Below are 22,205 nucleotides of genomic sequence, written 5' to 3'. Positions count from 1 at the left end.
AAGTAGCTTGTCTAAGTACTCCCAAAATATGAGAACCTCATCCAAAATAGTACGGCAGGAAAAATTAAAGTTGTATCGAAAAAGGTATGTCATAAGGTTACAATCTGAATAAAAGGAGAACGAATTGTGAAAAAAGCATGTTTGCTTATTGTTGATGTTCAAAAAGGATTTGATGATACAAATTTCTGGGGAGAACGAAATAATGCGAATGCTGAAGTGAATATGCTTACATTGCTTGGTGCCTCTCGAGAGGTAGGGTTGCCGATCTTTCATGTGCAGCACCAATCAGAAAATGAACACTCACCATTGCACCCTTTAAAATTAGGTTATCAGTTGAAAACAGGCTTTGAACCTAAAGAAGATGAACCTTTGTTCATTAAGAGCGTTAATAGTGCTTTTATCGGAACGAAGCTTAAAGAAACATTAGAAACACACGAAATCGAACACATCTTGATCATTGGTTTAACGACGAACCATTGTGTTTCTACTACTACAAGAATGGCAGCTAATTATGGGTTTAGCGTGTCTCTCATCCATGATGCGACTGCTGCATTCAAAATAAATTCTTATGATGGAACAGTTTTTTCGGCTCAAGATGTCCATGAGTCTGCTCTTGCTCATCTTCATAAAGAATTTGCAGAAATAATTAGCACAGAAGAAGCATTAGCACGGTGGGTGAGGATTTCTCCATACGTGCAATAACAGACATAGACAATATTCCCCAGGAAATGTCGGATGTTGCTAATGGTTTAGAGGATTTTATTTAGGGTAAAAATGTATATACTAAATTAATCAGAGTAATCTAGAGGTGTCTTACAGATGAATAGTGATCAAATCGAACAATTGATGAACAATCCTGAACAAGAATTAGAGTTTTGGAGAGAAGAAGATCAACAGCTGGAACTTGTCAGAATGAGATATGTTCCTCAGGGTGAGAGTGGTTATTTCCAAGTTACTTTTTTAGATGAGGAAGAAGGGATCATCGGATCACAAGTTTTAGATGAAGTAGAAGATGCTTTGCGTTTTTTAGAGAAAAGTAAGAATGTAAATAAATAGATAAAAACCAGAGGGTAACAGCCCTCTGGTTTTTTGTCTTTTTTTACTTATTGATGAACTTTTTTTCTTTTATCCATTCTTCAGCATGCTCAATGCATGTTTCGAGTTGTTCAAACTTTCCTTCTTTATGCATGGCGATAATTTTTTGAGCTGTCTCATGAGCTAGTTTCATTTGATGTTCATCAATAATCCCTTTGTTGAATGCATCCATCAACTCATTGTCATCTAAAAGAAAGAGTTCCTTATCAGGAAGGATAACGATATCTAAATAGAGGTCATCAAACCAAGGAATTCCGTTTTCATCCACTCCATGATCGATACACATATCTATATAGAACTGCACAACCTTCCCGTTACCATCTAATACGGTTGTGATCGTATATTTTTCTCCCTTTGGAAAATGCTGCATCCATGTATATCCAGAGTCAGCAATACATACTTCATGATCTTTATAGTTAACAATTAATGGTTCAGACACTTGCTTTAGATGGATTGCTGTTACTTTCCCATTAAAACAAGAATTTTCCTTATGCGTTACTTCAAAATGTCTGTCTGTTACTCTTTTCCAATCAGGTCGGTTTGCCATTTTGCGTTCCATTGTACAACCTCCATATTCTGGTGATATTATACCCTATTATTTAAGTATATAAAAAGGTTTTTGTAAAATTGTGGAGAATTATGTAGTGGGTAAGATGAAGAACGGAGGAATTTTAAATATGAGAAAGATACATAAAGAGTTAGAGGATTTTCAATTGGAAAGAGGATGGGAGATTAGTCAAGAAGGTGCTGATAAGAGCACGGAATCTCTTTTGCTTAATCATTTACTATTAACAACAGAAATAGCGGAAATTGCTGAAGAATTAAGAAGAATGTTAAATAGGGCGTATGACATGAAAGAAGAAGGTGTTGAAGGGGAAAAAGCTTTTCAACTCGCAAAGGAAGAAGTTGCTGAAGACATTGGAAAAGAAATTGCAGATAGCATCGCTTATCTTTGCAAATTTGCAACGTTCTTCCAAAGAGATATTGAACAAGATATAAAAAATAAATTGAACGAGATCCATTCTCGCACAAAACCAAATCTGCAAAAGCGTATGAAAGAGGAGGTAAGATAAATGGATATTCTAATTGAAGAACATAAGATACGATCTCATGATGGCACAATGCTTTCAGGTTATGATTATGGCGGTTCGGGGGATACGTTGATTTTAATTCACTACCTTGGTGGAACAGCTAAAGGATGGCATCCAGTGATCCCTTTTTTTAAGAGTCATTATAGAATAATAAGCTATGACCTTCGTGGACATGGAAAATCTGATCAACCCGATCAGGGGTATTCATTCGAAGACACGGCAAACGATTTAGAGAGTGTAATGAATCATTTCGATATTAATAAGGCTCATCTCTTAGGAAGCTCGTACGGATGTATGATTGGGCTATACTTCACAGCGATGCGCCAAGATCGCGTGTTGTCACTTTCCAACATAGACGGTGCGATCATAAATGATTCTGGTGAGCATGGTCTTTACGATGAGACCTTAGATGAGCATCTTGCTAAGTTTGAAGGACAATTGGATCCAGATTACGAATCGGTAGAAGAATATCAACAAGTTTATCAAGAACAATGGTTACCATGGAACAAGGAACGAGCTGATTATATTGCTGCGTATGAACCTCGTCTGAAAGAGAACGGAAAAGTAGGCAATATTACTACCGGCCAAACGATGGAAAAGATCATATCTGAAATCTATTATATAGATTTCTTAACTTGGTATAAGAAGGTTCAGTCTCCTGTTCTATTTCTGCCTGCTGAAAAAGAAGATCACTTTCAAAAATCTTTAAAGTTTATTGATTTGGCAAAAAAAGATTTGCCTTACAGTGAGACTGTTGTTATTCCAAACACGACACATTTAATGATGTTTGATCATGGAAAAGAATTAGCAGAGGCTGTATTTAAATTTCACTCGGAAATTCCGGTTTCAGAAAAACTTTAAGAAAAAAGGCTCCCAGTATTAAGGGAGCCCTTCTTTATTTTCTATTTTCATTCTTCTTTTTGGACATGCTGATGTGAACTTCTGCGTTTATAAAACTGTTCAAGAATCATGCAAGTGAGCATCCCCATGATCAGGCCATTGCTTAGTAAAGTTACGATAATATTGGGCCAATCTTTTAATGCGGCAGCAGGAATAAAGAGACTTCCGATTCCAACCATAAGGGAAGTACTGATAATAAAAAGATTGTTTTCCGATTTTAATTCATTTTTATATTCTTTGAAAGCTAGACCGATCATACTCGAAAAAGGAAGGAAGATCGTTGCATATCCTACCGGTGCAGGAATACCGGCAAAGAAAAAGGTAAGTGGCGGAAAAAAACTAATCAAGATAATAAGTGCATTACCCATGATGAATGCTAATTTGCTAAACATTTTTGTCGTTAAGATGAATCCAGCAGCACCTGAGATCGGTACACTTGCAACAGCTGAAAATAGACCTGCTATCCATGTGTTTATCCCCATCATGATGGATGAGCGATTGTAATTGATAGGTTCATAATCTTTGTTTTCTGTTTCATAGGCTTTTTCGACCACGTTAATACTAGCTACCATGTTTGTAAGTAAAAGCATCCCGACGAATAGGGAAGTGATGATTGTTCCGGAAGATAGCTCTGGCATACCCCAAGCGAATAATTCTGGAAAAGCAAAAGTCGTATTACTATGCATCGTTTCTTTTGTTAAATTCAAGAGTTTAAAAAGTCCCCAACCGAGTAATAAAGAAATCAAGATGGAATAACTTCTTAACCATTTCACACGGGATTTTCCAAGTACGATAGATAAAACTAAGATGAAGAGTGAAGTAAGAGCTACTTTGGTATCTGCGCCTTCCTGTAGATATCCAATTCCTAGCATACCCTTAATAAAAGAGCCACTCAATTGTGAGACGAGTAGGATTAAGTAAGTACCCGTTACTAAAGGAGTAAAAAGAGCTCTGACCGAACTGATAATACGAAACATGCCTAGCAGTAAAAAAAGGATTCCGCTGATCAGCATGCCAGCTGTCAGTTGCTGCAGGCCATCAGCCACCGTTAATGCCCCAGAAGCTACAATGCCCGCATAAACTGTAAAAACACCCCACCATAATCCAGCTGGACCTTCATTGATCGGCAGCTTATGACCAAATAGTGCTTGTAGAATCGCAGACGCACCAATAATTAAGAATGACCGCTGTAATAGTTCTGCGGTTTCCGCTTGTGTCATTCCAAACGCATCACCAATAGCGATGGGAGCAACTAAACTACCCGCAAGGATAAACACCATCCATTGAAGAGAAGAGAACGTTAATTTCATGTAAACACCTTCTGTTATGTATTTCTTTACTTCTCATTATAGACCTTTCATTTGAATCGTAGAAAGGAAATAGGTTTATACATACTGTGTTAGCGGGTAGAATTCCTTAAAGCAAGCAGGTACCAACAACGAATAATAGAAAAAAATGTGAAATATTTTTTCGTATACCCTCAAAAAATAGATTGTGGCCGAATTATATAGTCACAGGTTAAGACGACCACAAACAAAGGACGATTCTAATGATGCATAAACTTACACATGATGATGTCATTCAATTGTTAGAGAAACATCTATTAGACTTTGAACAGTTTACGCCTTACTTGTTTACTTCACAGTGGATTCATTCTTTTTGTAAGGATAAAGAAAATGGAAATGAGTTTGAAGTAAAATGGGATCCATCAGGACAAGAATTGTTCTTCAGACTGTTGGACAACTTAGATTATGATGACAAATGGAAATGGCTTGGCACATTTCAATATTCAGAAGAGGTGAAATCATGAGAATTGACGGACAACAACCCGTTCAGCGAAAATATGATGTGAATAAAGTATATCAGCAGCCTTCTGTAAAGCCGCCATCATTTGCTAAAGATGAATTATACATATCTAATGAAGCAAAAGTGCTGCATGAAAATGCTCAATTGAACATAAGAGAGAAGAAACTATTAGATATTAAAAAACGCATTGATGCTGGTGAATACCAGATCGATGCGCAAGCGATCGCAAAAAAAATCTCACAATTTTATTCCAATTAACAATTACTTATTTTGATTGTCGTTTTTCTGTCTTAACAGAGAAACGGCATTTTTTATGAAAGTAGGAATTGGAACATTCATTCTTCCTGCATTCTCAATAATTGATAACAATTCATTAGATAGATAAAAAAAGATGGTGGCACTGTGGATATAGTTTCCACCTAGCAATTGGTCGAGAGAATGGGCCGCTGCCACGATCGCGAAAATGATCATTTTTTTTAGTATACCTCTAAAGCCCTCTTTGCTGTTCAATCTACCTTCGTAAGCTGAAGCAGCCATGCCGGTTAAATAGTCTAATACAATGAATAAGATAAGTGTCTTGAATAACATGCCGGGTGTACCAAACAGGAAGCTTGCAACTGCTCCTAATGATACTACAGTCATATTGTATAGCATGGACCATTTTTCCACTCGTTCCTTCCCCCTTTGAACTCCAATTTGTATAGTATATGTTTGTACGAAACGATACGTTTTGGCGATTACCTACTACTTGTCCCCTAATTTTTTGAAGCATTATTTCAAATGTGTTAAATAGTCAAAAAATTTAAAAAATATGGAGTCAGACACGCACTATATCTGTTACAATGAAACAAATCCGGAAAGGGAGGAAAGAAATGCAATGAATAAAATTACGTTAGGCTTGCCTCCACATTGCCACAAAGTAACTTGTGACGGAAGAATGATTAAGATCAAGGACTCTGGTAACAACAAATGGGCGTTTCCGCTCTCGGGTACCGAAAATGCAGTTGTTGATCAAGTGAACGATGAGACAGGATTACTTACCATTCATGGAAAGGATAAGATACTCGCGACACTTGAGATGCCGATTCGTTTTTGTGAAGTAGGCAGAGGCTGGCTCCTTGATAAACTACCTAAAAAGAAACGTGTGAAAATTAAATAAATAATGAAGAAAAAAGCCGCACAGCAGATTCATTTTGCTGTGCGTTTTTCATTTTATATGTGTAGAAAATTATTGAAAAAGAGCTATGTGTTGGAAAAGAAATAATTTAGAAAACAAAATGAAAGAAGGAAAAAAATGTTATAATGATGTTGGATACGTGTAGATGAGGTGAATGTATTGGAAAAAAAACACCTGCCTGCACACTTAAATCACATCGCCTGGAATCGAAAAATAATAAATGTATTTTGGGTTGTAATCTTTGTGTCAGTGTGTGTAGAGGTCATTAACAGTTTTTTTACATCTAAACCATTAGAAGAGTTTATTGGGATGTACATTGTTCTACCAACAACACTTTTAATTTTTATGGTTTGTTTGGCTGAATGGAGTTTTAAAAAGAAAACAATATACATTGATTACATAATAATTTGGACAGCAAGTATGTTCTCTGCGATCTTAATCAGCGTTCATTATGAAATGTATGTTATGTATACGAGTCTGTTCTTTCCTATGTTGATTTCGACGATATATTTTAAAAAGAAAAAAGTATGGTTATCTTTTGCTCTCAGCTCAATTACCTATCTGCTGCTTTCGACTTTCCATCCGGTCTTAAAAAACATGAATGATGTGATGGATCAGATCTCAATGATATGTATTCTCTTAACCTCAACTGCTATCTGTGTTGGGATCATGAGTCGAGGATATGAGATGGCGAAAGAACTAAACAAAGCGCAGGCAGATCATCAAGATCTAATGGTGAAATCGACAATTATGGAAAAGCAAGTGAAGACAGATGCTCTAACAGGTTTGTACAATCACATGGCCTTTTATGAATATATGGACGTGCTGTTGCTTCAAGCGGAAACGTATCATTACCCGGTTCATTTAGCGGTTATGGACATAGATAATTTTAAAAAAATCAACGATACATATGGTCATGGCATTGGAGATATCGTGTTGAAACGAATTGCGAAGGCTATAAAAGATAATGTGACCACAGATGATTTTGTCGCACGGTACGGCGGGGAAGAGTTTGTGGTTATCTTAAATGATATAAGTGAAGAACAAGCCTTTACATTATTAGAAAAGGTTCGATTGGTCATACAAGGGCTAGAGCACCCCGAAGTGAAGCAAGAGAACATAACAATCAGTACTGGATTACAAACGTACAGAAGAGGTATGCATAAACAAGCATTCTTTGAAGGTGCCGACAATAGCTTGTACGTTGCAAAGAGACAGGGAAAGAACAGGGTAATAACTGAAGGATACAGTGAAGCAATACATATTTAATAAGTGATCTATGGCAGCAAGAGAAATCTTGCTGTTTTTTCTTTTTCTTCTAAAATCCTTGTCCATGCATATGTTTGTAAAAGATATGGCCATGGAGGTGAGGGCATGAGTAGTCGAATAAAACAAATATTGCAGATAGCCGCCACTTACATCGGCACTGTTGTAGGTGCTGGTTTTGCTACAGGAAGAGAAATCGTCGAATTTTTTACAAGATACGGCTCAGCCGGTTTTGTGGGAATTCTGATCAGTGGTTTTCTTTTTATCGTGATTGGTACAAAACTTATGATTATGGCAAAGCGGCTAGGTGCAACCTCTTTTGATGAGATGAATCAATATTTGTTTGGAGCGGTCGCCTCACGAATCGTAAACGTATTAATGTTGATCATGCTCTTTGGAGTAACGGGAGTCATGTTATCAGGTGCAGGAGCCTTGTTTTGGGAACAGCTTCATCTTCCTTTTCAAATGGGAATACTATTAACGTTACTTGTAACCTACTTCGTTATGAAAAAAGGGATAGAGGGTATTCTTTGGACAAACTCATTGATCGTCCCCATCATGATATTCTTTTCTATCGTATTGTCAGTATCCATGTTTGATCTTTCTTCAGGAAGGCAGTTATTTGTTGAACAAGACTTTGTTGGTGATTGGAGATGGATTGTAAGTCCGTTTGCCTATGCAGCATTTAACTTAACCTTGGCACAAGCCGTTCTCGTTCCACTCTCACGAGAAGCTAAAGATGAATCTGTTATTAAGTGGGGCGGTTTTTTAGGCGGCCTAGGATTAACGTTTATTCTATTAAATAGTCAGTATGTGCTCTATTCTGTTCCGCGTGTCATGAGCTATGAGATACCGATTGCTGAAATAGTAGGCGGTCTTGGTGTAGTAGTTCATTATATTTTTGTCTTCGTGATCTACGGTGAGATCTTCTCGACACTGATCGGAAACATCTTCGGGCTAGCAGGAGCGTTGCAAAGAAATGTCAGGTTATCCAATCAAGTCATCTTAATCGCTTTAATGACAGGGAGTTACTTGTTAAGTCAAGTAGGATATTCTGAACTTCTGCATTATTTGTATCCAGTATTCGGTTTGAGCGCCATCATTTTTTTAGCTGTTGTTTCTGCTAAAAAACTAACTTGATGCATATCGTTTATATAGGAAAGTTTTTTTTGAGATGCTGTGAAATTGCTGGAAAGGAAAAGAGCCAATGGCGTATTACAATAAATTAGTGAGAGATAAAATACCAGAACTGCTCGAACAGGCTGGGAAGAAGGGAACTTTTCGGATCCTTGGAAATCAGGAGTTTGAAAGTGAGCTTAAGAAAAAGCTTACTGAAGGGGTAAAAGAGTATGGTGAAGCTAAAAGTGAGATAGATGCAGCGGAAGAGCTAGCAGAATTGTTTGAGATCTTAATCGCGTTAACGAAAGTGCATGAACTTACTTTAAGAGAACTGGATGAGATCAGGCAGGAAAAGGCTAGAAAACATGGCCGATTTCACGAACGTCTTTTCCTGATCAAAGTAGAGGACTAGGGGTCTGACCCCAGACAAATACAAATGTAATGAATTTGTATTTGTCAGAAGTACAAACTGGAAAACTTCCATATTATATTCTATTCTATTTACCTACCAATTCGGGCTAAAACAAGCTACCATGAATGCTTGTTTTAGCTTGTTTTAAATTAAAACAGGAAAAAACATGCAAAATATGTTTGACAAACAAGCGTGAAACAGCATATGATTACAGTACCACGTGGAAATAAGAGGTAATGGAGGAAAAGATTATGTTTTCTGAAGAAAGAAGAGAAAAGATTTTAGAAGTGCTTAAGAACGAAGGAAGAGTGCTTGCAAAAGAATTATCAGATGCCCTCCAAGTTTCGATTGATTCTATTCGCCGAGACTTATCATCTCTTGAGGATAATGGGCTGCTTAAACGTACACATGGTGGCGCTATTCCTGTAACAGAAGTAAAAAAAGGGCCTTCGCCGAATGAAGTTCGTTTTGGAGAAGGATCAAAGTATGAGAAAGCTATTGCGAAGGAAGCTGTGAAGTACATCAAAGAGAACGATACCATTTTCCTAAGTGGAGGAGGCATGCACCATGAGATTGTAAAGCATCTTCCTCAGTACCGATTAACAGTTGTGACCAACTCACTCGCAACTGCTGATGCACTTCGCAAGAATGAAAACATTGATCTTTATATGGTTGGTGGAAAAGTGAAGAAATCAGGCAACATGACGGATGCCTTAGTAACCAATCTCATCGGTCAGTATTCTTTTGATGTTTCATTTGCTACAGGTGGCGGAATCTCCGAAAGAGGGATAAGTACGGCAACTCCAGAAGTAGCTGCTTTTATGAGTGCTGTTGGAAAGGTCTCTCGTAAAGTAATTGGTGTATTCCCTCATTACAAAATAGGAGTTAACGCTTTTGCAAAAGTTGGTCCTGTTACGAATGTAGATGTTGTGATCACAGATGATGATGCACCGAGAGACCATCTATCAGCCATTGAACAACAAGGAGTTTCTGTCGTTATTGCTCAATCAGATTTAAGCCATGAGCAACCAGCTTCAAAAACAGAATAATTTTCTTAAACAATAAAAAGACCCCTGGTGAGGAGGTCTTTTTATTGTTCGTTCATCATCAAGATCAAGGCGAGATCTCCGACTTCTGAAGATAAAATCATGAGAGGCCCGCCATTTTCTATTAAACCATTCATCAAACCTGGTAAGTTGAACTCAAGCTCAAATTTGGTGTTTTTTTCAAAAGAGTAAATTCCCATAAAAAAAGTGTCAGATTATATGACACATCAAATGTTCTGGTGTTCAGATTATCTTATCCTTAAGACAGAGGGAGGTTCAGTGGATCAAATCTGAAATGAGGTGAACATGATGCTGCATTCTTCTCATTTTTCATCAGAAGAAAAGCTTATGATTCGTGAACTGAAGAAGAAGATAAGGCTTGAAACAGATGCTCAAGAAAAAAAGGAGCTAGAACGACAGCTCAATGATCTAATCGAGAAAGCTTTCATAAAAAAACAGTTAATGCGCAGAAAGGAACTTTAAGCCATATCACTCTCTAGAAACACTTTAAAAAAACTGAATACATTGTCTTTTTTAAGAAGTAGTGACATTTGATGACTGTATGTGTTAAAGTGACACTAGTCTTTTTCAGATGGACAATTCGTTTTTTAAAGGTCTTTTTAAGGAGTGAACACAACATGAATCAAGAAACAGCGTTGAAAAAAGATATCGGGCTTTCTGTAGCCATGTCCATCGTGATTGGAACGGTTATTGGATCAGGCATTTTCATGAAACCTGGAAGTGTTCTCGAATATACAGGAAATTCTAATCTTGCTCTATTAGCTTGGACTCTTGGAGGGTTGATCACGTTAGCAGGCGGGTTAACGATCGCTGAAGTAGCAACTCAAATTCCAAAGACAGGTGGCTTGTATGTCTATATGGAAGAAGTATACGGTAAGCTTTGGGGATACTTAAGCGGTTGGGTTCAGACTGTTATTTATGGTCCAGCGGTAATCGGGGCTTTAGGATTATACTTCGGTTCATTGATGGTTAATTTGTTTTCGTGGGATGAATCATTTGGACCTTGGATCGGAATAGGTACAGTTCTTTTCCTTACGATTATCAATAACTTTGGAACGAAGTATGGAGGTTTTATCCAAAATTTATTCACGATCGGAAAACTGGTTCCGATCGGTCTGATTATTATTTTTGGGATAACTAAAGGAAACGAACAAATCTTGAATGCTTCAAGCGGAGCAGTTGTAGAGATTTCAATGGGTGCAGCGATCCTTGCGACACTTTTTGCTTATGATGGATGGTTGATGGTTGGATTCGTAGCGGGTGAGATGAAGGATCCAGGAAAAACGTTACCTAAAGCCATCATTGGTGGAATCTTAGTCGTCATGGCAGCCTATCTGCTGGTTAATGTTGCACTTCTGCACATTTTGCCTGCATCAGAAATTGTAAGACTAGGAGAGAATTCGGCGGCATCAGCAGCAACGATTCTATTTGGACCACTAGGCGGAAAGTTAATAGCAGTTGGAATCGCAGTATCGATTTTTGGCTGTTTAAACGGTAAGATCTTAACCATTCCACGTGTTCCTTTTGCAATGGCAGAACGAAACCAGCTTCCGATGTCAAAAACGTTTAGTCAGGTTAGTGAAAAATATGGTACACCTATTGCTGCTACGTATTTACAAGTCGTGATCGCGATCATCATGATGATCGTAACTGATCCAGACTATTTATCAGAAATGGCGATATTTGCTATATACATCTTTTATATTTTCGCGTTTTATGCTGTGTTTAAACTGCGCAATCGGAATCGTGATAAAAAGAGAACCTACAGTGTTCCGTTATTTCCTGTCGTTCCTATTTTTGCGATCTTAGGCTCTTTGTACATCGTAGTATCAACGATACTCAACGATCCTTTAGATAGTTTTACAGCTATCTTTATTACAGTTGCGGGACTTCCCGTGTATTTTTGGCTAGAGCGAAATAACAAACAGGACTCTTTTTAGGAAGGGTCTTGTTTTTTTATGAAAAAAACCCACCTGAGGCATCAGGCGGGTTAGTGAAAAAAACGTTTATACGCTTAATAGTTCTTTCATCTCACGATATCGTGAGGATAGACTAGCAGGTGAGACACCATATTTTTTAGCTGTTTCTGCTTGAGTAGAAGCGATTCCTCGAATATCTTTTGAAACGAGATAGTCAAGGGCAGCCGCATAAATCTCTTCTTTACGAATAGCAGGTTTGCTTTCTGTAACGTACTCACTCCAAAGCTTTTCTGCTTCTTCTACAACTTCTGTTTCGGCATTCGCTTTAACGAGCTCGGTAACAGCATTGTATTTTTCATCTTTAAAATCCGCGGCTTCTTCTGCTTTTTCAACTTTGGTAGAAGTAGCGTCAGTTTCCTTCTTCTCAACTTGAGATTGAGGTACACCAGCACTAATATCGATCAAAGCTAGTTGCAGAACAGCAGGGAATTCGTTCTTGAATGTAACTTTTGGATCTTGTTGAGGCTGAATCTTTTCTATCGCTGTTTTTAGCGGCGGAAGTTCAGTCATCGGCATTTCTACATATCCAACGTAAAACTCATGGTTGATTCCGTTTGAAACGAGTGTTCCAAGTAGTGCACTTTCTGTTTTTGGCTTTTCAGCAGCATTGATCGTGACATCATACACCGCTTCTGTCCAAATATCCTGAACGGTAAAGATGAATCCTGTCTTTTGCTCTAAAACTTTATATAGTGAAGGTGCAGCAGTTGTCCAGCCAGCTAGAATTTCAGCTACTTCTGGTTTAACAGAACTCTTCACTTTTTCTACATAAAGTTGAACAGGGGTCTTGTTTTCCTTAATCTCTGAGCAAAAGATCTCCCAACAAACGGCAATGTTTGCGTATGTTTGTTCTTGCTCTTTAGCAACAGGGTATTTTTTCACATACTTAGAAGTACGTGCAGCTAAATCCTGCTGATAGTTCTCTAGAGCATATTTGATGAGTCCTTCTTGATGAAAGGATACTTCACGTGTTTGCTCTTCTTTATGTAAGCAACATTTTTTATATTTTTTTCCGCTGCCACAATAGCACGGATCATTTCTTCCTATCATTGACATGCTATTCCTCCAGTAAACCACTTACTTATCCTGTACATACTAGCATAAATCGGTTTTTTTTCAAACTACAAATCATCAGACACTATTTTATCACAAAAATGTCTCGGAAAAAATCATTCAATAGGTTGGTTTTTTTGGGAACTGAAACCTTTTTCTTGTAGAGAGCGTCTAAGCGAGAAAGGGGGAATTACGATATGTGGAAGAGATGGAAAATGTGGGTATTCATAACTGTGTTTTTGTTGAGTGCATGCAGCAGCGATAGCAGTTCAAAAAGTGATAAAGCAATAGACCGAGATAGTGGCAGCAAGTCTGAAGCAAACATGGATACCTCTACAGAAGAAAGTCAGAGTTCTGAATTTGAGCAACAAATGAAGAACCAAAGAAAAGTGATCTATCACGCTGATCTTGAGATTACAGTAGATAGATTACAAACCTCTATGGAAGCCGTTCGGAAAAAGTTAGAGACAATGGACGGATATATGGTTGAGTCGAACACGAGTACAGGAGAGAAAGATTATGAATCTGGTGTGATGGTTGTTCGTGTACCGATGAAAAATTTTCGTCCTTTCTTAGACGAGGTTCGAGGTTTGAGTAAGGGGACTCCAAACGAAAATATTCGTGGAGAAGATGTTACGGAAGAATACGTTGATCTATCTTCACGGTTAAAAGCCAAACAACAAGTAAGAGAGCGGCTTGAAGCATTCATGAAGAATGCTCAGAAAACAGAAGATTTGTTGAAGATATCGGGTGATCTGGCTGCTGTTCAAGAAGAGATCGAACAGGTAGAGGGGCGTTTGAATTTTTTACAAAACCAAAGTGATTATTCAACTGTTACGATACAATTTGAAGTGAAAAATTTAAATGCGAAAGCACTTGAAACAGAAGGTTTAAATACGTGGGCAAAAACAAAGGTCCTATTTATGGATACAGTTAACTTTTTAATGTCTGCTATTTCGTTTGTTGTAGTAAGTTTATTGGGTCTTGCGCCGATCTGGGTGATCGTAGTCATTGTGATTTATGTGTGGTGGTTGAAACGGGAAAAAGAGCAAAAGAAAAAGCCGGAATCACCGACAACTTTGACTTAAAAAATAGGTTTTAACTTGTCAGTAACGGGGACGTCAGAAACACCCTCTGCAGCACGGATGATTCCACCGTTTGCTGAAAGGGTGTTTTGGCTTTTACGGCACCTTTTAAGAGAGTGTGCCGCCCAAAAGCACTAACTGAGAAACGCTTTGTACTCTGCGCTCAATTTCATGAATCGTTCTTTATCTTTTGTATCCAAGGCATTGTCAATTTCTCTTTCATAATACTCTCTGTAATAATTGTGAAGGGCCTCATCCAGTACCATTTGGGCAATAAGGCTGAAGGCAAATGGGTCTCTTTTTTGTTGTTTGTACTGCACCATTTCATTTTGGTTCTTGTTAAAAGAAGCATTTTTGTCTTTCATCCTGTTTCCCTCCTTAAATTATCTCCCTATCCAATTAACCTTTTATGTTTCTAGGTTTCTACTAGTATACTGAGCAAGATGCCTAATGACAACCATTTTGTTTGAAAATTCAGAAAAAATTTCTTTATTGCTTCTAAAGTACCTTACTTTCACCACCTTCTGGTAAAAATGTTAATGAATTGTAATTTTTATTTCTGGTAAAAACTATTTGTTACGAATGTTTTATTTCTATGTTTTTTATGTTGTAATTCTGTGTTAGTTATTATTTCCCCGTATTTCAAGAGGGTTAAACTTTTTGAAACCGATAACCTAAAAAATATTGACATTATTGTTTATGTATGAGTAGGATTGTGTTAACTCAATATTGTTATTTCGCTAGGGGTGCTTATTCTAAGCTGAGAGAAGGTTATGACTTTCGACCCTTTGAACCTGATCCAGTTCATACTGGCGTAGGGAAGCGGCGTGGATAAACTATCGTTTCCTTTATGATTTGAAAATTTAAGCCACCCGCTAAATAAGCGGGTGGCTTTTTTGCATAGACAACTGGGAGGTAGAAGTTATGGGACATTTGATAAAAGTTAGTAAAGCCCTCACGATCGCAGGATCAGACAGTGGCGGGGGAGCAGGCATTCAGGCTGATTTAAAAACGTTTCAAGAATTAGGTGTGTACGGTATGTCGGTTCTTACTGCAGTTACTGCACAGAACACAACAGGTGTCCAAGGGATATTTCCAGTCGCAATAGAGGGATTAGAAGCTCAGTTGAAGTCAATAGGGACTGATCTGACGCCGGATGCCATTAAGACAGGAATGCTTTTTTCAGGTGAGTATATCGAGAGAACAGCATATATGATAAGGGAATTTCAATGGGAAAACGTAGTCGTCGACCCAGTCATGATCGCAAAAGGAGGCGCAACGCTGTTAGGTGAAGAAGCACTTCATGCGATGAAAACATGCATGCTTCCACTCGCAAAAATCATCACACCTAACATTCCAGAAGCAGAAGCATTAACAGGGATAAAGATAGACTGCATTGAAGCTAGAATTGAGGCGGCAAGAGTTTTATTTGACGCTGGTGCGGATCATGTTGTTGTTAAAGGTGGACACTTTGGAGATGGTGAATTTGTATCAGATCTTGTCTTTAATGGCATTGAAATGATCGAACTTGTAGAGAAGCGGATTCAAACAAAAAATACACACGGAACAGGGTGTACGTTCTCAGCGGCTATAGCAGCTGAGCTTGCCTCTGGTAAGAAAGCAGAGAATGCGATAGTGTGTGCAAAAAAATATATACAAACTGCTATCGAACATGGAATCGATGTTGGTTCAGGTCATGGACCGGTCAATCATTTCGCTTATAGGAGGGTTACACATGAACAATACTAGAATACAAGAATGGAAAACGTTCGTATCACAGATCAGAGAAGAAAAGCCACTCGTTCATCATATAACGAATAACGTAACCATGAACTTTCTAGCTAATGGTGTCCTCTCAGCAGGAGGAAGCCCAATGATGGTGCATGACGCATGTGAAGTCGAAGAAGCAGTAAGTGTGGCCGATGCTTTAGTACTAAACATCGGTACTTTAGATGAAGCATCAGCGAAATCTATGATACTCGCTCTACGAAGAGCAATGCATGCAGAAGTGCCAGTAGTCCTCGATCCAGTGGGGATAGGATTATCATCGTTCAGGCAAGAGCTTGTAAGGAAGTTGTTGTTTGAATATTCAGAATTGAAGGGGGTCAGACCCCGAACAATTCTGACAATTTGCGGTAATGCTGCGGAGATGCAGTTTTTGGCTGAAGGCGCATGGGAAGGCAGAGGAGTAGATGGTGATCTACCTAACTCGGAAGAGGATCTCATCAAGCTTGCTAGAGCTGCTGCGAAGCAAACAGGCTGTCTTATCGCCATGACTGGAACTAAAGATGTTATTTCAGATGGTGAAAGAGCAATCGTTCTTTCTCATGGAGATCCGATGCTTTCCTATGTCACCGGGACAGGATGCTTTGCTACATCAATGGTAGCTCTCTATCAGGGAAATCGGAAAAAAGAAGTTACAAGAGCTAAAGTTGACCTTCCGATACTAGAACGAACAGCACTTGCACTATTGATGCTCACTAAGGCGGCTGAAGAGGCTGTGAAAACGGCCAAAGGCCCTGGAAGCTTTCAGCAAAACCTTCTCGATCAGCTCTATAGTTTAGAATCTACTCATGAGATATTTCACGGATCCATCCACTGGCAAGATCACGTGTTGAAGGAGGGAGCGAACCGATGAAAACTCAAGCAAAGATACGTTTACAACAAGATCTATCACTCTATTATGTAGCAGGGACGATGAACTGCTGTTCACCAGAAGATTTTTATCGTATTCTTGTGCAAGCGATTCAAGGTGGAATTACCACGTTTCAGTTTCGTGAAAAAGGTGTTAACGGCTTGAGTGGTCAGAAACAGTTAGAAATGGCAAAGCGTGCAAAGGAAATATGCCACAAACATGATGTGCTATTTATCGTGAATGACGATCTAGATTTGATGAAAGCTGTTGATGCGGATGGACTTCATGTTGGTCAAACAGATGGTAATCTGGCGTATATTCGTAAAGAAACAGAAGGTAAACTTTTAGGTGTGTCAGCTCACACACTTGCTGAGGCAAAGGATGCCATCGTACATGGAGCCGATTATATTGGTGCTGGCCCGATCTATCAGACGAGTACAAAACCTGATGCGAAGAAACCTGTAGGCGTTGATCTAATCGCAGAACTTCGCAGCAATCAAGTGAACATTCCGCTTGTTGGTATCGGCGGGATTACGCTGCAAAACGCGAGTGAAGTCATTAAGGCAGGTGCGGATGGTGTAGCTCTAATCTCAGAAATAAGTGGTGCAGTTGATCCTTCTTCCGCTTCAAGCAACCTGCTTTTTGCTATTCAAACAGCGAAAAGAGAAGTGAAGTGAAGATATCTGTTCAAAAACTTACTGTAATGGCTATGTTAGTCGCGATCGGGACGATCTGTTCACATTTGTTATATATTCCTGCTGGAGTAGCAAAAGCGTTTCCCGTTCAGCATGCGATCAACGTGATGGCTGGTGTGATGCTCGGACCCATTCCGGCGGTAATCGTCGCATTCAGTATCGGTTTGCTTCGTAACTTAATTGGAATCGGCTCTCTGCTTGCTTTTCCGGGGGGAATGATCGGTGCATTTTTGGCCGGTTACCTTTATAAAAATGGAAAAAAATACACGTTCGCAGTAATAGGGGAATGGGTTGGAACTGGAATTATAGGAGCTGTTATAGCAGTGCCAGTTGCTACTGTTTTCTTAGGATCAAAAACGGGTGCATTCTTTTTTGTCACTCCTTTTTTGGTTAGCTCCATCGTTGGTGGAGTGATCGGGTTGCTAATTCTCCGTCTTCTTTTTAAAAATGCAGCGGCAAAGAATTGGCTAGGTTCGAACGAAGAAAAAGCTCTATGAAGTTATGCACCGGATAGGCTCACATAACGTACAATGTGTACTATCAACCTGAATAGGGGGAAGATCGGATGAAAAAACGTCCAAAACCCTGGGTGTATACAGAGATGGTTCTTATGTTTTTTGGACTGCTTTTAGCTATTTATAACGGTAAGACTTGGGAAAATCCCACTGTATTATTTTCAATCTTGATGGTGATCTTTATCTTTCGTGCAGTTGAGCGAAAAATTTTTAATCGAAAAACTGAGTTTTGGTTGAACACAGGAATGGCCACGGTCTTTTTCATTCTTGGAATCGTACCGTTTGTATAAAAAGGATAATGTATAGAAAGCAGGCTGAAATGAAAATCAGTCTGTTTTCTTTATTTTTAGGCAAACGTATATTTTTTTCAAATCTTTGACAAAATGATACTGAACGTAATAAAATAATTTTACGTAAAGAAATATTTTTATGTAACGAACATATATTATTGTGAAGTGAGGTGATGAGAGTGAAGAGGAATCAAAGAATGCCAGAGACGTTTATTGTCACAGAACCGGAACAAGCAGCTGCACTATTGCATCCTGTAAGATCTGAGCTCATAAGTTTGTTAAAAGAGCCGCGTTCTGCGACAGAGCTATCAAAAAGAATGAACGATTCCGCTCAAAAGATTAATTATCATCTTAAAGCATTAGAAAAAGTGGGCCTTGTGGTTCGCGCAGGCACAAGGAATGTTAGGAACCTTGTAGAAGTTCTATATGTAAGTGCCGGCCGTTCTTTTTTATTGTCAGATTCATTAGGTCTCTCTTCTGATACGATAAAAAAACTCCAAGATCAAACCGCTCTTGCTCATGTGTTATCCCTTACAGAGAAGATGAAGCGGGATGCCATTTCTTTAATGGAGCAATCGGAGGAAGAAGAGATACCAAGCGCAGTAGTAGAAATGGAACTAGCACTTTCTACCATGGAACACCGCAATGCATTTTTACAGGAATATGCAGATATGCTCACCACTCTCATACAAAAACACCACAGACCAAACGAAGAGAACGCAAAAGTGTATCACGTTTCAATGGCGGTGTACCCAAAACCTGAAGGAGGCGGCACAACGTGAATAAGAAGAGCAAAGGTACTGTTTTCCCGATCAATTCTGAAGTGGCAAATGAGGATGCGAACATCCTTCCTATGAAAACGGAAGTACAGGTGAAAGAAACAGAAACGGTGCAGGAGCCGGCAAAGATCATTTTTATCACGTCAGGATTTGGTAAAATACATGTTTCACCAAAAACAAATACAAACCCAATGGCAATTGCAGCCTAATTAGGAGGAAAACAGATGAATCTAATCCCTATGGTAGTAGAGTCGACAAACCGTGGAGAGCGATCTTATGATATCTATTCGCGTTTATTAAAAGACAGAATTATTATGCTGGGAAGTGCGATCGATGATAACGTGGCAAATTCTATCGTTGCTCAATTGCTCTTCTTAGCTGCTGAAGATCCGGATAAAGATATCTCCATCTACATCAACTCACCAGGAGGTTCTGTTACAGCAGGTCTAGCGATCTACGACACGATGCAGTTCATCAAACCAGATGTTTCAACGATCTGTATCGGGATGGCGGCGTCAATGGGAGCTGTACTCATGGTAGCTGGTGCAAAAGGAAAACGCTACGCGCTTCCGAACGCAGAAGTGATGATCCACCAGCCATTAGGCGGAACACAAGGGCAGGCCTCAGATATGGCAATTCACGCGAAGCGCATCCTGCAGACTCGTGAGTTGTTGAATAAGATCATCTCTGACCGTTCGGGTCAACCGATCGAGAAGGTAGAAAAAGACACTGACCGTGATTATTTCATGTCTGCAGAAGAAGCATTGAAATACGGGATCATTGATAAAGTGATCGAGAAGATCTAGGAGATAGAAGAGAGATAAGTGCATGGTAGCCAGTCGTGATCAACGACTGGCTTTCTTATGTACTGATGGGGTCAGTCCCCAAACAATTTATTTCCTGTCTTGTTTTAAGATTTTCTCTACGGGTGTTTGTTTCATATCGAACTTCAGATGCATGCCATTTCGTTTTGATCAAGCTGAATATGGTAATCTAATGTAAGTTGCATTGTTTAACAGTATATGAGTTTGTAAAGATAAACGAAAGAAGGAATGAAGCATGTCAGCTACCACAGGCAAGTCAACAGATACTTCTAACCAACAAAAAACGATCTATTCTATTCTTTTTGCGATAAGTTTTGTGCATTTATTAAATGACTCTATGCAGGCAGTTATTCCAGCCATCTTTCCAATTTTAGAGAAATCAATGAATCTTTCATTTACTCAGCTTGGTTGGATTGCTTTTACTTTAAACATCACGTCTTCTATCATGCAGCCAGTGATTGGTTGGTATACGGATAGAACGACTTCACCTTATATACTGCCTGTTGGTATGATGGCGAGTTTAATAGGAATGTTAGGCATCGCGTTTGCAGATTCCTTTTATATGATCATACTCTCGGTTGTTGGAATCGGTTTAGGGTCTGCTGTCTTTCACCCTGAGGGGTCTAGAGTCGCGTATATGGCAGCAGGAAACCGACGAGGTCTAGCTCAATCCATTTATCAAGTAGGAGGCAATACAGGCAGTTCGCTCGCCCCTGTGATGACGGCACTCGTATTCGTCCCACTCGGACAGTTTGGAGCTGTATGGTTTACTTCACTGGCGGCTATCGCCATTTTTGTACTGTTTTATGTTTCAGGCTGGTATGCTAAACAGCTCGTGCATTTTCCTCGTGTTCAAAAGCAAACTGGCGAGAAGAAAAAGATTGATAGAAAGCGAAAAAAACAAGTAATAGGAGCGATGGCATTACTCGTGTTTTTAGTATTTGCTCGTTCATGGTATTTCTCTGGAATCGGAAACTATTATCAATTTAATTTGATCGATGATTATGGATTGACGATTAGACAAGCTCAAGTTTATTTATTTGTTTTCATGGCCTCCGGTGTACTCGGAACATTCTTTGGAGGACCGATCGCAGACCGGCTAGGAAAGAGAAACATGATCTTTTGGTCGATGGTCGGAACTGCTCCACTCGCTCTCCTTCTTCCACACGTAGGACTGTGGGCCGTTATTCCTTTGTTCTTCTTAATCGGTTTCATTTTGAACACGAGTTTTTCGGTGACGGTCGTGTATGCTCAAGAACTAGTACCAGGCAGAATAGGCATGGTATCAGGTTTGATCGTAGGCTTGGCGTTTGGTATGGGAGCGCTCGGATCGGTAGTGCTTGGTAAGGTCGCTGACGTTACAAGCATCTCAAACACGATGTTTTTGATCAGCTTCTTGCCGTTAGTAGGATTGTTAACTGTCATGCTGCCAACAGATAAAACGCTTAAGAAATGGTCTTCTGGGGTCTGACCCGGGTCAGACCCCCAAGAAAGACATTTTCTCAATTATGTCTTTCCCACAAAGACAAAGGCCCCGGTCTCATATATGAGACCGGGGCCTTTGTCTAGTTATTCAATCGTCTATATCGAGCACTTGCGAACATGAATATACCGTACGATATAAAGCCGATTGCTACGATGGCGAGAAGAACGGGGCCGAACGGCTGTGAGGCAAGTTCTAGGAGTGCACCATCCAAACCACGCGTTTCATCTGGATCAGCCAAAACGGCTGTTCGTATGAGAAAGAACGCAATAATCATAAAAACGATTCCGCGTGCTGCCATTCCGAGTGTTCCAATGTAACCGCTCCACTTCCACTCTTTTTTGTTCATTTCATTCTTTTTTAAATCACGTTTAAATCGGTGTGTGAAGGCTTGAAACATAAAGACTATACCTGTAATAGCAAAAACAATACCACCTATAGCGACCAAAAGCTGACCAAAAGGCTGTGAAAGCATTTGTGCTGAAAGAGTTTGGTATGTTTCATCAGAAGATTTTGCTCTTGCACGAAACAAGATGCGTAATGAACTGATACACATTGTGATATAAATCCCTGCAATGATTAAAAAATTTAATCGGTTAAACCATCTTTTCCAATCGTGTTTTGCACACTCAGGATCGAAAAGAGCTTTAACAATCTGCCAAAAAGCGAATGCACTCAAACCTAAGGAAAGCACGATTAATAATGCGGGGCCGAATGGCTGTTGAGCGATTGTGTATAGTGCTCCGTTTGAACTCGCTTCATTCGGGTGTTTTCCTATAGACATGATTAGCGCTAGAATGCCGATGATGATATAAACGATACCTTTTGAAAGATACCCGATACGAGCAGAGCGGTGTACCCAAGGGCGATACGATTCATAATGAGTTTTCATTTTATCTTTGAATGTTGGTTCTTTTACAAAAGGCTGTTTCAC

Annotated in this window: 29 protein-coding genes and 1 riboswitch; of the genes, 23 read left to right on the top strand and 6 right to left on the bottom strand. The window is 39.2% G+C overall.

From position 1 onward, the window contains the following. Positions 1–126: 126 nt before the first annotated feature. Both FS458_RS13985 and FS458_RS13980 read left to right on the top strand, forming a co-directional pair. Positions 127–702, top strand: coding sequence for a cysteine hydrolase family protein (locus tag FS458_RS13985; RefSeq protein WP_260858638.1), 576 nt, complete (start codon positions 127–129; stop codon positions 700–702). 117 nt (positions 703–819) lie between these two features. Next, positions 820–1,056: a hypothetical protein gene (locus tag FS458_RS13980; protein WP_144701463.1), complete on the top strand. Its 237-nt coding sequence runs from the start codon at positions 820–822 to the stop codon at positions 1,054–1,056. Positions 1,057–1,099: 43 nt separating this feature from the next. Here FS458_RS13980 and FS458_RS13975 read toward each other — a convergent pair whose 3' ends face one another. Beyond that, positions 1,100–1,654 (bottom strand): DUF402 domain-containing protein, encoded by a 555-nt coding sequence (locus FS458_RS13975; RefSeq protein WP_144701461.1) that lies wholly within the window; start codon positions 1,652–1,654, stop codon positions 1,100–1,102. Between the two features lie 118 nt (positions 1,655–1,772). On the opposite strand from FS458_RS13975, the gene FS458_RS13970 reads away from it, so the two are divergent. Together FS458_RS13970 and FS458_RS13965 are read left to right on the top strand one after the other, a co-directional pair. Further along, positions 1,773–2,168 (top strand): hypothetical protein, encoded by a 396-nt coding sequence (locus tag FS458_RS13970; protein WP_144701459.1) that lies wholly within the window; start codon positions 1,773–1,775, stop codon positions 2,166–2,168. Next, positions 2,169–3,047, top strand: coding sequence for an alpha/beta fold hydrolase (locus FS458_RS13965; protein ID WP_144701457.1), 879 nt, complete (start codon positions 2,169–2,171; stop codon positions 3,045–3,047). Between the two features lie 47 nt (positions 3,048–3,094). On the opposite strand, the gene FS458_RS13960 is transcribed toward FS458_RS13965, so the two are convergent. Then, positions 3,095–4,396 carry a purine/pyrimidine permease gene (locus tag FS458_RS13960; protein WP_144701455.1) on the bottom strand — a complete coding sequence of 434 codons (1,302 nt, stop codon included), beginning with the start codon at positions 4,394–4,396 and terminating at the stop codon, positions 3,095–3,097. A gap of 239 nt (positions 4,397–4,635) precedes the next feature. Here FS458_RS13960 and FS458_RS13955 point away from each other — a divergent pair, with 239 nt between their 5' ends. After that, on the top strand, positions 4,636–4,896 hold the full coding sequence (locus tag FS458_RS13955; protein WP_144701453.1) for a hypothetical protein: 261 nt from the start codon (positions 4,636–4,638) through the stop codon (positions 4,894–4,896). Further along, on the top strand, positions 4,893–5,150 hold the full coding sequence (locus FS458_RS13950) for a flagellar biosynthesis anti-sigma factor FlgM (RefSeq protein WP_171005494.1): 258 nt from the start codon (positions 4,893–4,895) through the stop codon (positions 5,148–5,150). The genes FS458_RS13955 and FS458_RS13950 overlap by 4 nt, the downstream gene beginning before the upstream one ends. 3 nt (positions 5,151–5,153) lie before the next feature. Here FS458_RS13950 and FS458_RS13945 read toward each other — a convergent pair whose 3' ends face one another. After that, positions 5,154–5,561, bottom strand: a complete 408-nt coding sequence (locus FS458_RS13945) for a phage holin family protein (RefSeq protein WP_260858637.1) — start codon at positions 5,559–5,561, stop codon at positions 5,154–5,156. A gap of 208 nt (positions 5,562–5,769) precedes the next feature. Here FS458_RS13945 and FS458_RS13940 point away from each other — a divergent pair, with 208 nt between their 5' ends. From FS458_RS13940 to FS458_RS13915, 7 genes are all read left to right on the top strand, one after another. Then, positions 5,770–6,051, top strand: a complete 282-nt coding sequence (locus FS458_RS13940; RefSeq protein ID WP_137790028.1) for a hypothetical protein — start codon at positions 5,770–5,772, stop codon at positions 6,049–6,051. 177 nt (positions 6,052–6,228) lie between these two features. Further along, positions 6,229–7,338, top strand: a complete 1,110-nt coding sequence (locus tag FS458_RS13935; RefSeq protein WP_144701449.1) for a GGDEF domain-containing protein — start codon at positions 6,229–6,231, stop codon at positions 7,336–7,338. A gap of 105 nt (positions 7,339–7,443) precedes the next feature. Further along, positions 7,444–8,475 (top strand): YkvI family membrane protein, encoded by a 1,032-nt coding sequence (locus FS458_RS13930; protein WP_144701447.1) that lies wholly within the window; start codon positions 7,444–7,446, stop codon positions 8,473–8,475. A 67-nt stretch (positions 8,476–8,542) separates the two neighbouring features. Next, positions 8,543–8,866: a nucleoside triphosphate pyrophosphohydrolase gene (locus tag FS458_RS13925; RefSeq protein WP_144701445.1), complete on the top strand. Its 324-nt coding sequence runs from the start codon at positions 8,543–8,545 to the stop codon at positions 8,864–8,866. 251 nt (positions 8,867–9,117) lie between these two features. After that, positions 9,118–9,915: a DeoR/GlpR family DNA-binding transcription regulator gene (locus tag FS458_RS13920; protein ID WP_144701443.1), complete on the top strand. Its 798-nt coding sequence runs from the start codon at positions 9,118–9,120 to the stop codon at positions 9,913–9,915. A gap of 303 nt (positions 9,916–10,218) precedes the next feature. Further along, the gene (locus tag FS458_RS20760; protein WP_186320559.1) at positions 10,219–10,395 is read left to right on the top strand and encodes a hypothetical protein; all 177 of its coding nucleotides are present in this window, start codon (positions 10,219–10,221) and stop codon (positions 10,393–10,395) included. A gap of 155 nt (positions 10,396–10,550) precedes the next feature. Further along, positions 10,551–11,873: an APC family permease gene (locus FS458_RS13915; protein WP_144701441.1), complete on the top strand. Its 1,323-nt coding sequence runs from the start codon at positions 10,551–10,553 to the stop codon at positions 11,871–11,873. Between the two features lie 66 nt (positions 11,874–11,939). Here the strand turns inward: FS458_RS13915 and FS458_RS13910 are convergent, their stop codons facing one another. Further along, positions 11,940–12,968, bottom strand: coding sequence for a YecA family protein (locus FS458_RS13910; protein ID WP_144701439.1), 1,029 nt, complete (start codon positions 12,966–12,968; stop codon positions 11,940–11,942). A gap of 194 nt (positions 12,969–13,162) precedes the next feature. Between FS458_RS13910 and FS458_RS13905 the strand changes: the two genes are divergently transcribed. Continuing rightward, a complete protein-coding gene (locus tag FS458_RS13905; RefSeq protein ID WP_144701437.1) occupies positions 13,163–14,053 on the top strand; it encodes a DUF4349 domain-containing protein in 891 nt (296 codons plus the stop codon). Between the two features lie 131 nt (positions 14,054–14,184). Here the strand turns inward: FS458_RS13905 and FS458_RS13900 are convergent, their stop codons facing one another. Further along, a complete protein-coding gene (locus tag FS458_RS13900; protein ID WP_137790020.1) occupies positions 14,185–14,415 on the bottom strand; it encodes an IDEAL domain-containing protein in 231 nt (76 codons plus the stop codon). Between the two features lie 367 nt (positions 14,416–14,782). Beyond that, positions 14,783–14,888: riboswitch (TPP riboswitch) on the top strand. Positions 14,889–14,986: 98 nt separating this feature from the next. Here FS458_RS13900 and thiD point away from each other — a divergent pair. The 9 genes from thiD to FS458_RS13855 all read left to right on the top strand — a co-directional run bounded on the left by thiD (position 14,987) and on the right by FS458_RS13855 (position 21,259). Then, positions 14,987–15,799 (top strand): bifunctional hydroxymethylpyrimidine kinase/phosphomethylpyrimidine kinase, encoded by an 813-nt coding sequence (gene thiD, locus FS458_RS13895; protein ID WP_186320625.1) that lies wholly within the window; start codon positions 14,987–14,989, stop codon positions 15,797–15,799. Continuing rightward, a complete protein-coding gene (gene thiM, locus FS458_RS13890) occupies positions 15,786–16,688 on the top strand; it encodes a hydroxyethylthiazole kinase (RefSeq protein ID WP_260858635.1) in 903 nt (300 codons plus the stop codon). Before thiD ends, thiM begins: the two co-directional genes overlap by 14 nt. Beyond that, on the top strand, positions 16,685–17,362 hold the full coding sequence (gene thiE, locus FS458_RS13885) for a thiamine phosphate synthase (protein WP_144701433.1): 678 nt from the start codon (positions 16,685–16,687) through the stop codon (positions 17,360–17,362). Before thiM ends, thiE begins: the two co-directional genes overlap by 4 nt. Before the next feature lie 2 nt (positions 17,363–17,364). After that, the gene (gene thiW, locus FS458_RS13880) at positions 17,365–17,877 is read left to right on the top strand and encodes an energy coupling factor transporter S component ThiW (RefSeq protein WP_260858770.1); all 513 of its coding nucleotides are present in this window, start codon (positions 17,365–17,367) and stop codon (positions 17,875–17,877) included. Between the two features lie 68 nt (positions 17,878–17,945). Then, positions 17,946–18,185: a hypothetical protein gene (locus FS458_RS13875; RefSeq protein WP_144701431.1), complete on the top strand. Its 240-nt coding sequence runs from the start codon at positions 17,946–17,948 to the stop codon at positions 18,183–18,185. A 197-nt stretch (positions 18,186–18,382) separates the two neighbouring features. Then, on the top strand, positions 18,383–18,967 hold the full coding sequence (locus FS458_RS13870; RefSeq protein ID WP_186320558.1) for a winged helix-turn-helix domain-containing protein: 585 nt from the start codon (positions 18,383–18,385) through the stop codon (positions 18,965–18,967). Further along, complete coding sequence (locus FS458_RS13865) at positions 18,964–19,173, top strand: hypothetical protein (RefSeq protein ID WP_144701427.1); 210 nt, start codon at positions 18,964–18,966, stop codon at positions 19,171–19,173. The genes FS458_RS13870 and FS458_RS13865 overlap by 4 nt, the downstream gene beginning before the upstream one ends. Before the next feature lie 15 nt (positions 19,174–19,188). Then, entirely contained in the window at positions 19,189–19,770 is a 582-nt protein-coding gene (clpP, locus tag FS458_RS13860) for an ATP-dependent Clp endopeptidase proteolytic subunit ClpP (protein WP_066392681.1), read from the top strand. A 253-nt stretch (positions 19,771–20,023) separates the two neighbouring features. Next, on the top strand, positions 20,024–21,259 hold the full coding sequence (locus tag FS458_RS13855; protein ID WP_144701425.1) for an MFS transporter: 1,236 nt from the start codon (positions 20,024–20,026) through the stop codon (positions 21,257–21,259). Between the two features lie 94 nt (positions 21,260–21,353). Here the strand turns inward: FS458_RS13855 and FS458_RS13850 are convergent, their stop codons facing one another. After that, the gene (locus FS458_RS13850) at positions 21,354–22,205 is read right to left on the bottom strand and encodes a DUF1206 domain-containing protein (RefSeq protein ID WP_260858632.1); all 852 of its coding nucleotides are present in this window, start codon (positions 22,203–22,205) and stop codon (positions 21,354–21,356) included.

It is taken from the genome of Fictibacillus phosphorivorans, assembly GCF_007673525.1.
Taxonomy (GTDB): domain Bacteria; phylum Bacillota; class Bacilli; order Bacillales; family Fictibacillaceae; genus Fictibacillus; species Fictibacillus phosphorivorans_C.
This window is presented reverse-complemented; position numbering and strand designations above follow the sequence as displayed.

Excerpts from the sequence above, each read along its gene's own strand:
- FS458_RS13980 (WP_144701463.1), top strand. The coding sequence starts at position 820 with ATGAATAGTGATCAAATCGAACAATTGATGAACAATCCTGAACAAGAA.
- FS458_RS13975 (WP_144701461.1), bottom strand. The coding sequence starts at position 1,654 with ATGGAACGCAAAATGGCAAACCGACCTGATTGGAAAAGAGTAACAGAC.
- FS458_RS13970 (WP_144701459.1), top strand. The coding sequence starts at position 1,773 with ATGAGAAAGATACATAAAGAGTTAGAGGATTTTCAATTGGAAAGAGGA.
- FS458_RS13965 (WP_144701457.1), top strand. The coding sequence starts at position 2,169 with ATGGATATTCTAATTGAAGAACATAAGATACGATCTCATGATGGCACA.
- FS458_RS13960 (WP_144701455.1), bottom strand. The coding sequence starts at position 4,396 with ATGAAATTAACGTTCTCTTCTCTTCAATGGATGGTGTTTATCCTTGCG.
- FS458_RS13955 (WP_144701453.1), top strand. The coding sequence starts at position 4,636 with ATGATGCATAAACTTACACATGATGATGTCATTCAATTGTTAGAGAAA.
- FS458_RS13950 (WP_171005494.1), top strand. The coding sequence starts at position 4,893 with ATGAGAATTGACGGACAACAACCCGTTCAGCGAAAATATGATGTGAAT.
- FS458_RS13940 (WP_137790028.1), top strand. The coding sequence starts at position 5,770 with ATGAATAAAATTACGTTAGGCTTGCCTCCACATTGCCACAAAGTAACT.
- FS458_RS13930 (WP_144701447.1), top strand. The coding sequence starts at position 7,444 with ATGAGTAGTCGAATAAAACAAATATTGCAGATAGCCGCCACTTACATC.
- FS458_RS13925 (WP_144701445.1), top strand. The coding sequence starts at position 8,543 with ATGGCGTATTACAATAAATTAGTGAGAGATAAAATACCAGAACTGCTC.
- FS458_RS13920 (WP_144701443.1), top strand. The coding sequence starts at position 9,118 with ATGTTTTCTGAAGAAAGAAGAGAAAAGATTTTAGAAGTGCTTAAGAAC.
- FS458_RS20760 (WP_186320559.1), top strand. The coding sequence starts at position 10,219 with ATGATGCTGCATTCTTCTCATTTTTCATCAGAAGAAAAGCTTATGATT.
- FS458_RS13915 (WP_144701441.1), top strand. The coding sequence starts at position 10,551 with ATGAATCAAGAAACAGCGTTGAAAAAAGATATCGGGCTTTCTGTAGCC.
- FS458_RS13910 (WP_144701439.1), bottom strand. The coding sequence starts at position 12,968 with ATGTCAATGATAGGAAGAAATGATCCGTGCTATTGTGGCAGCGGAAAA.
- FS458_RS13905 (WP_144701437.1), top strand. The coding sequence starts at position 13,163 with ATGTGGAAGAGATGGAAAATGTGGGTATTCATAACTGTGTTTTTGTTG.
- FS458_RS13900 (WP_137790020.1), bottom strand. The coding sequence starts at position 14,415 with ATGAAAGACAAAAATGCTTCTTTTAACAAGAACCAAAATGAAATGGTG.
- thiM (WP_260858635.1), top strand. The coding sequence starts at position 15,786 with ATGAACAATACTAGAATACAAGAATGGAAAACGTTCGTATCACAGATC.
- thiE (WP_144701433.1), top strand. The coding sequence starts at position 16,685 with ATGAAAACTCAAGCAAAGATACGTTTACAACAAGATCTATCACTCTAT.
- FS458_RS13875 (WP_144701431.1), top strand. The coding sequence starts at position 17,946 with ATGAAAAAACGTCCAAAACCCTGGGTGTATACAGAGATGGTTCTTATG.
- FS458_RS13870 (WP_186320558.1), top strand. The coding sequence starts at position 18,383 with ATGCCAGAGACGTTTATTGTCACAGAACCGGAACAAGCAGCTGCACTA.
- clpP (WP_066392681.1), top strand. The coding sequence starts at position 19,189 with ATGAATCTAATCCCTATGGTAGTAGAGTCGACAAACCGTGGAGAGCGA.
- FS458_RS13855 (WP_144701425.1), top strand. The coding sequence starts at position 20,024 with ATGTCAGCTACCACAGGCAAGTCAACAGATACTTCTAACCAACAAAAA.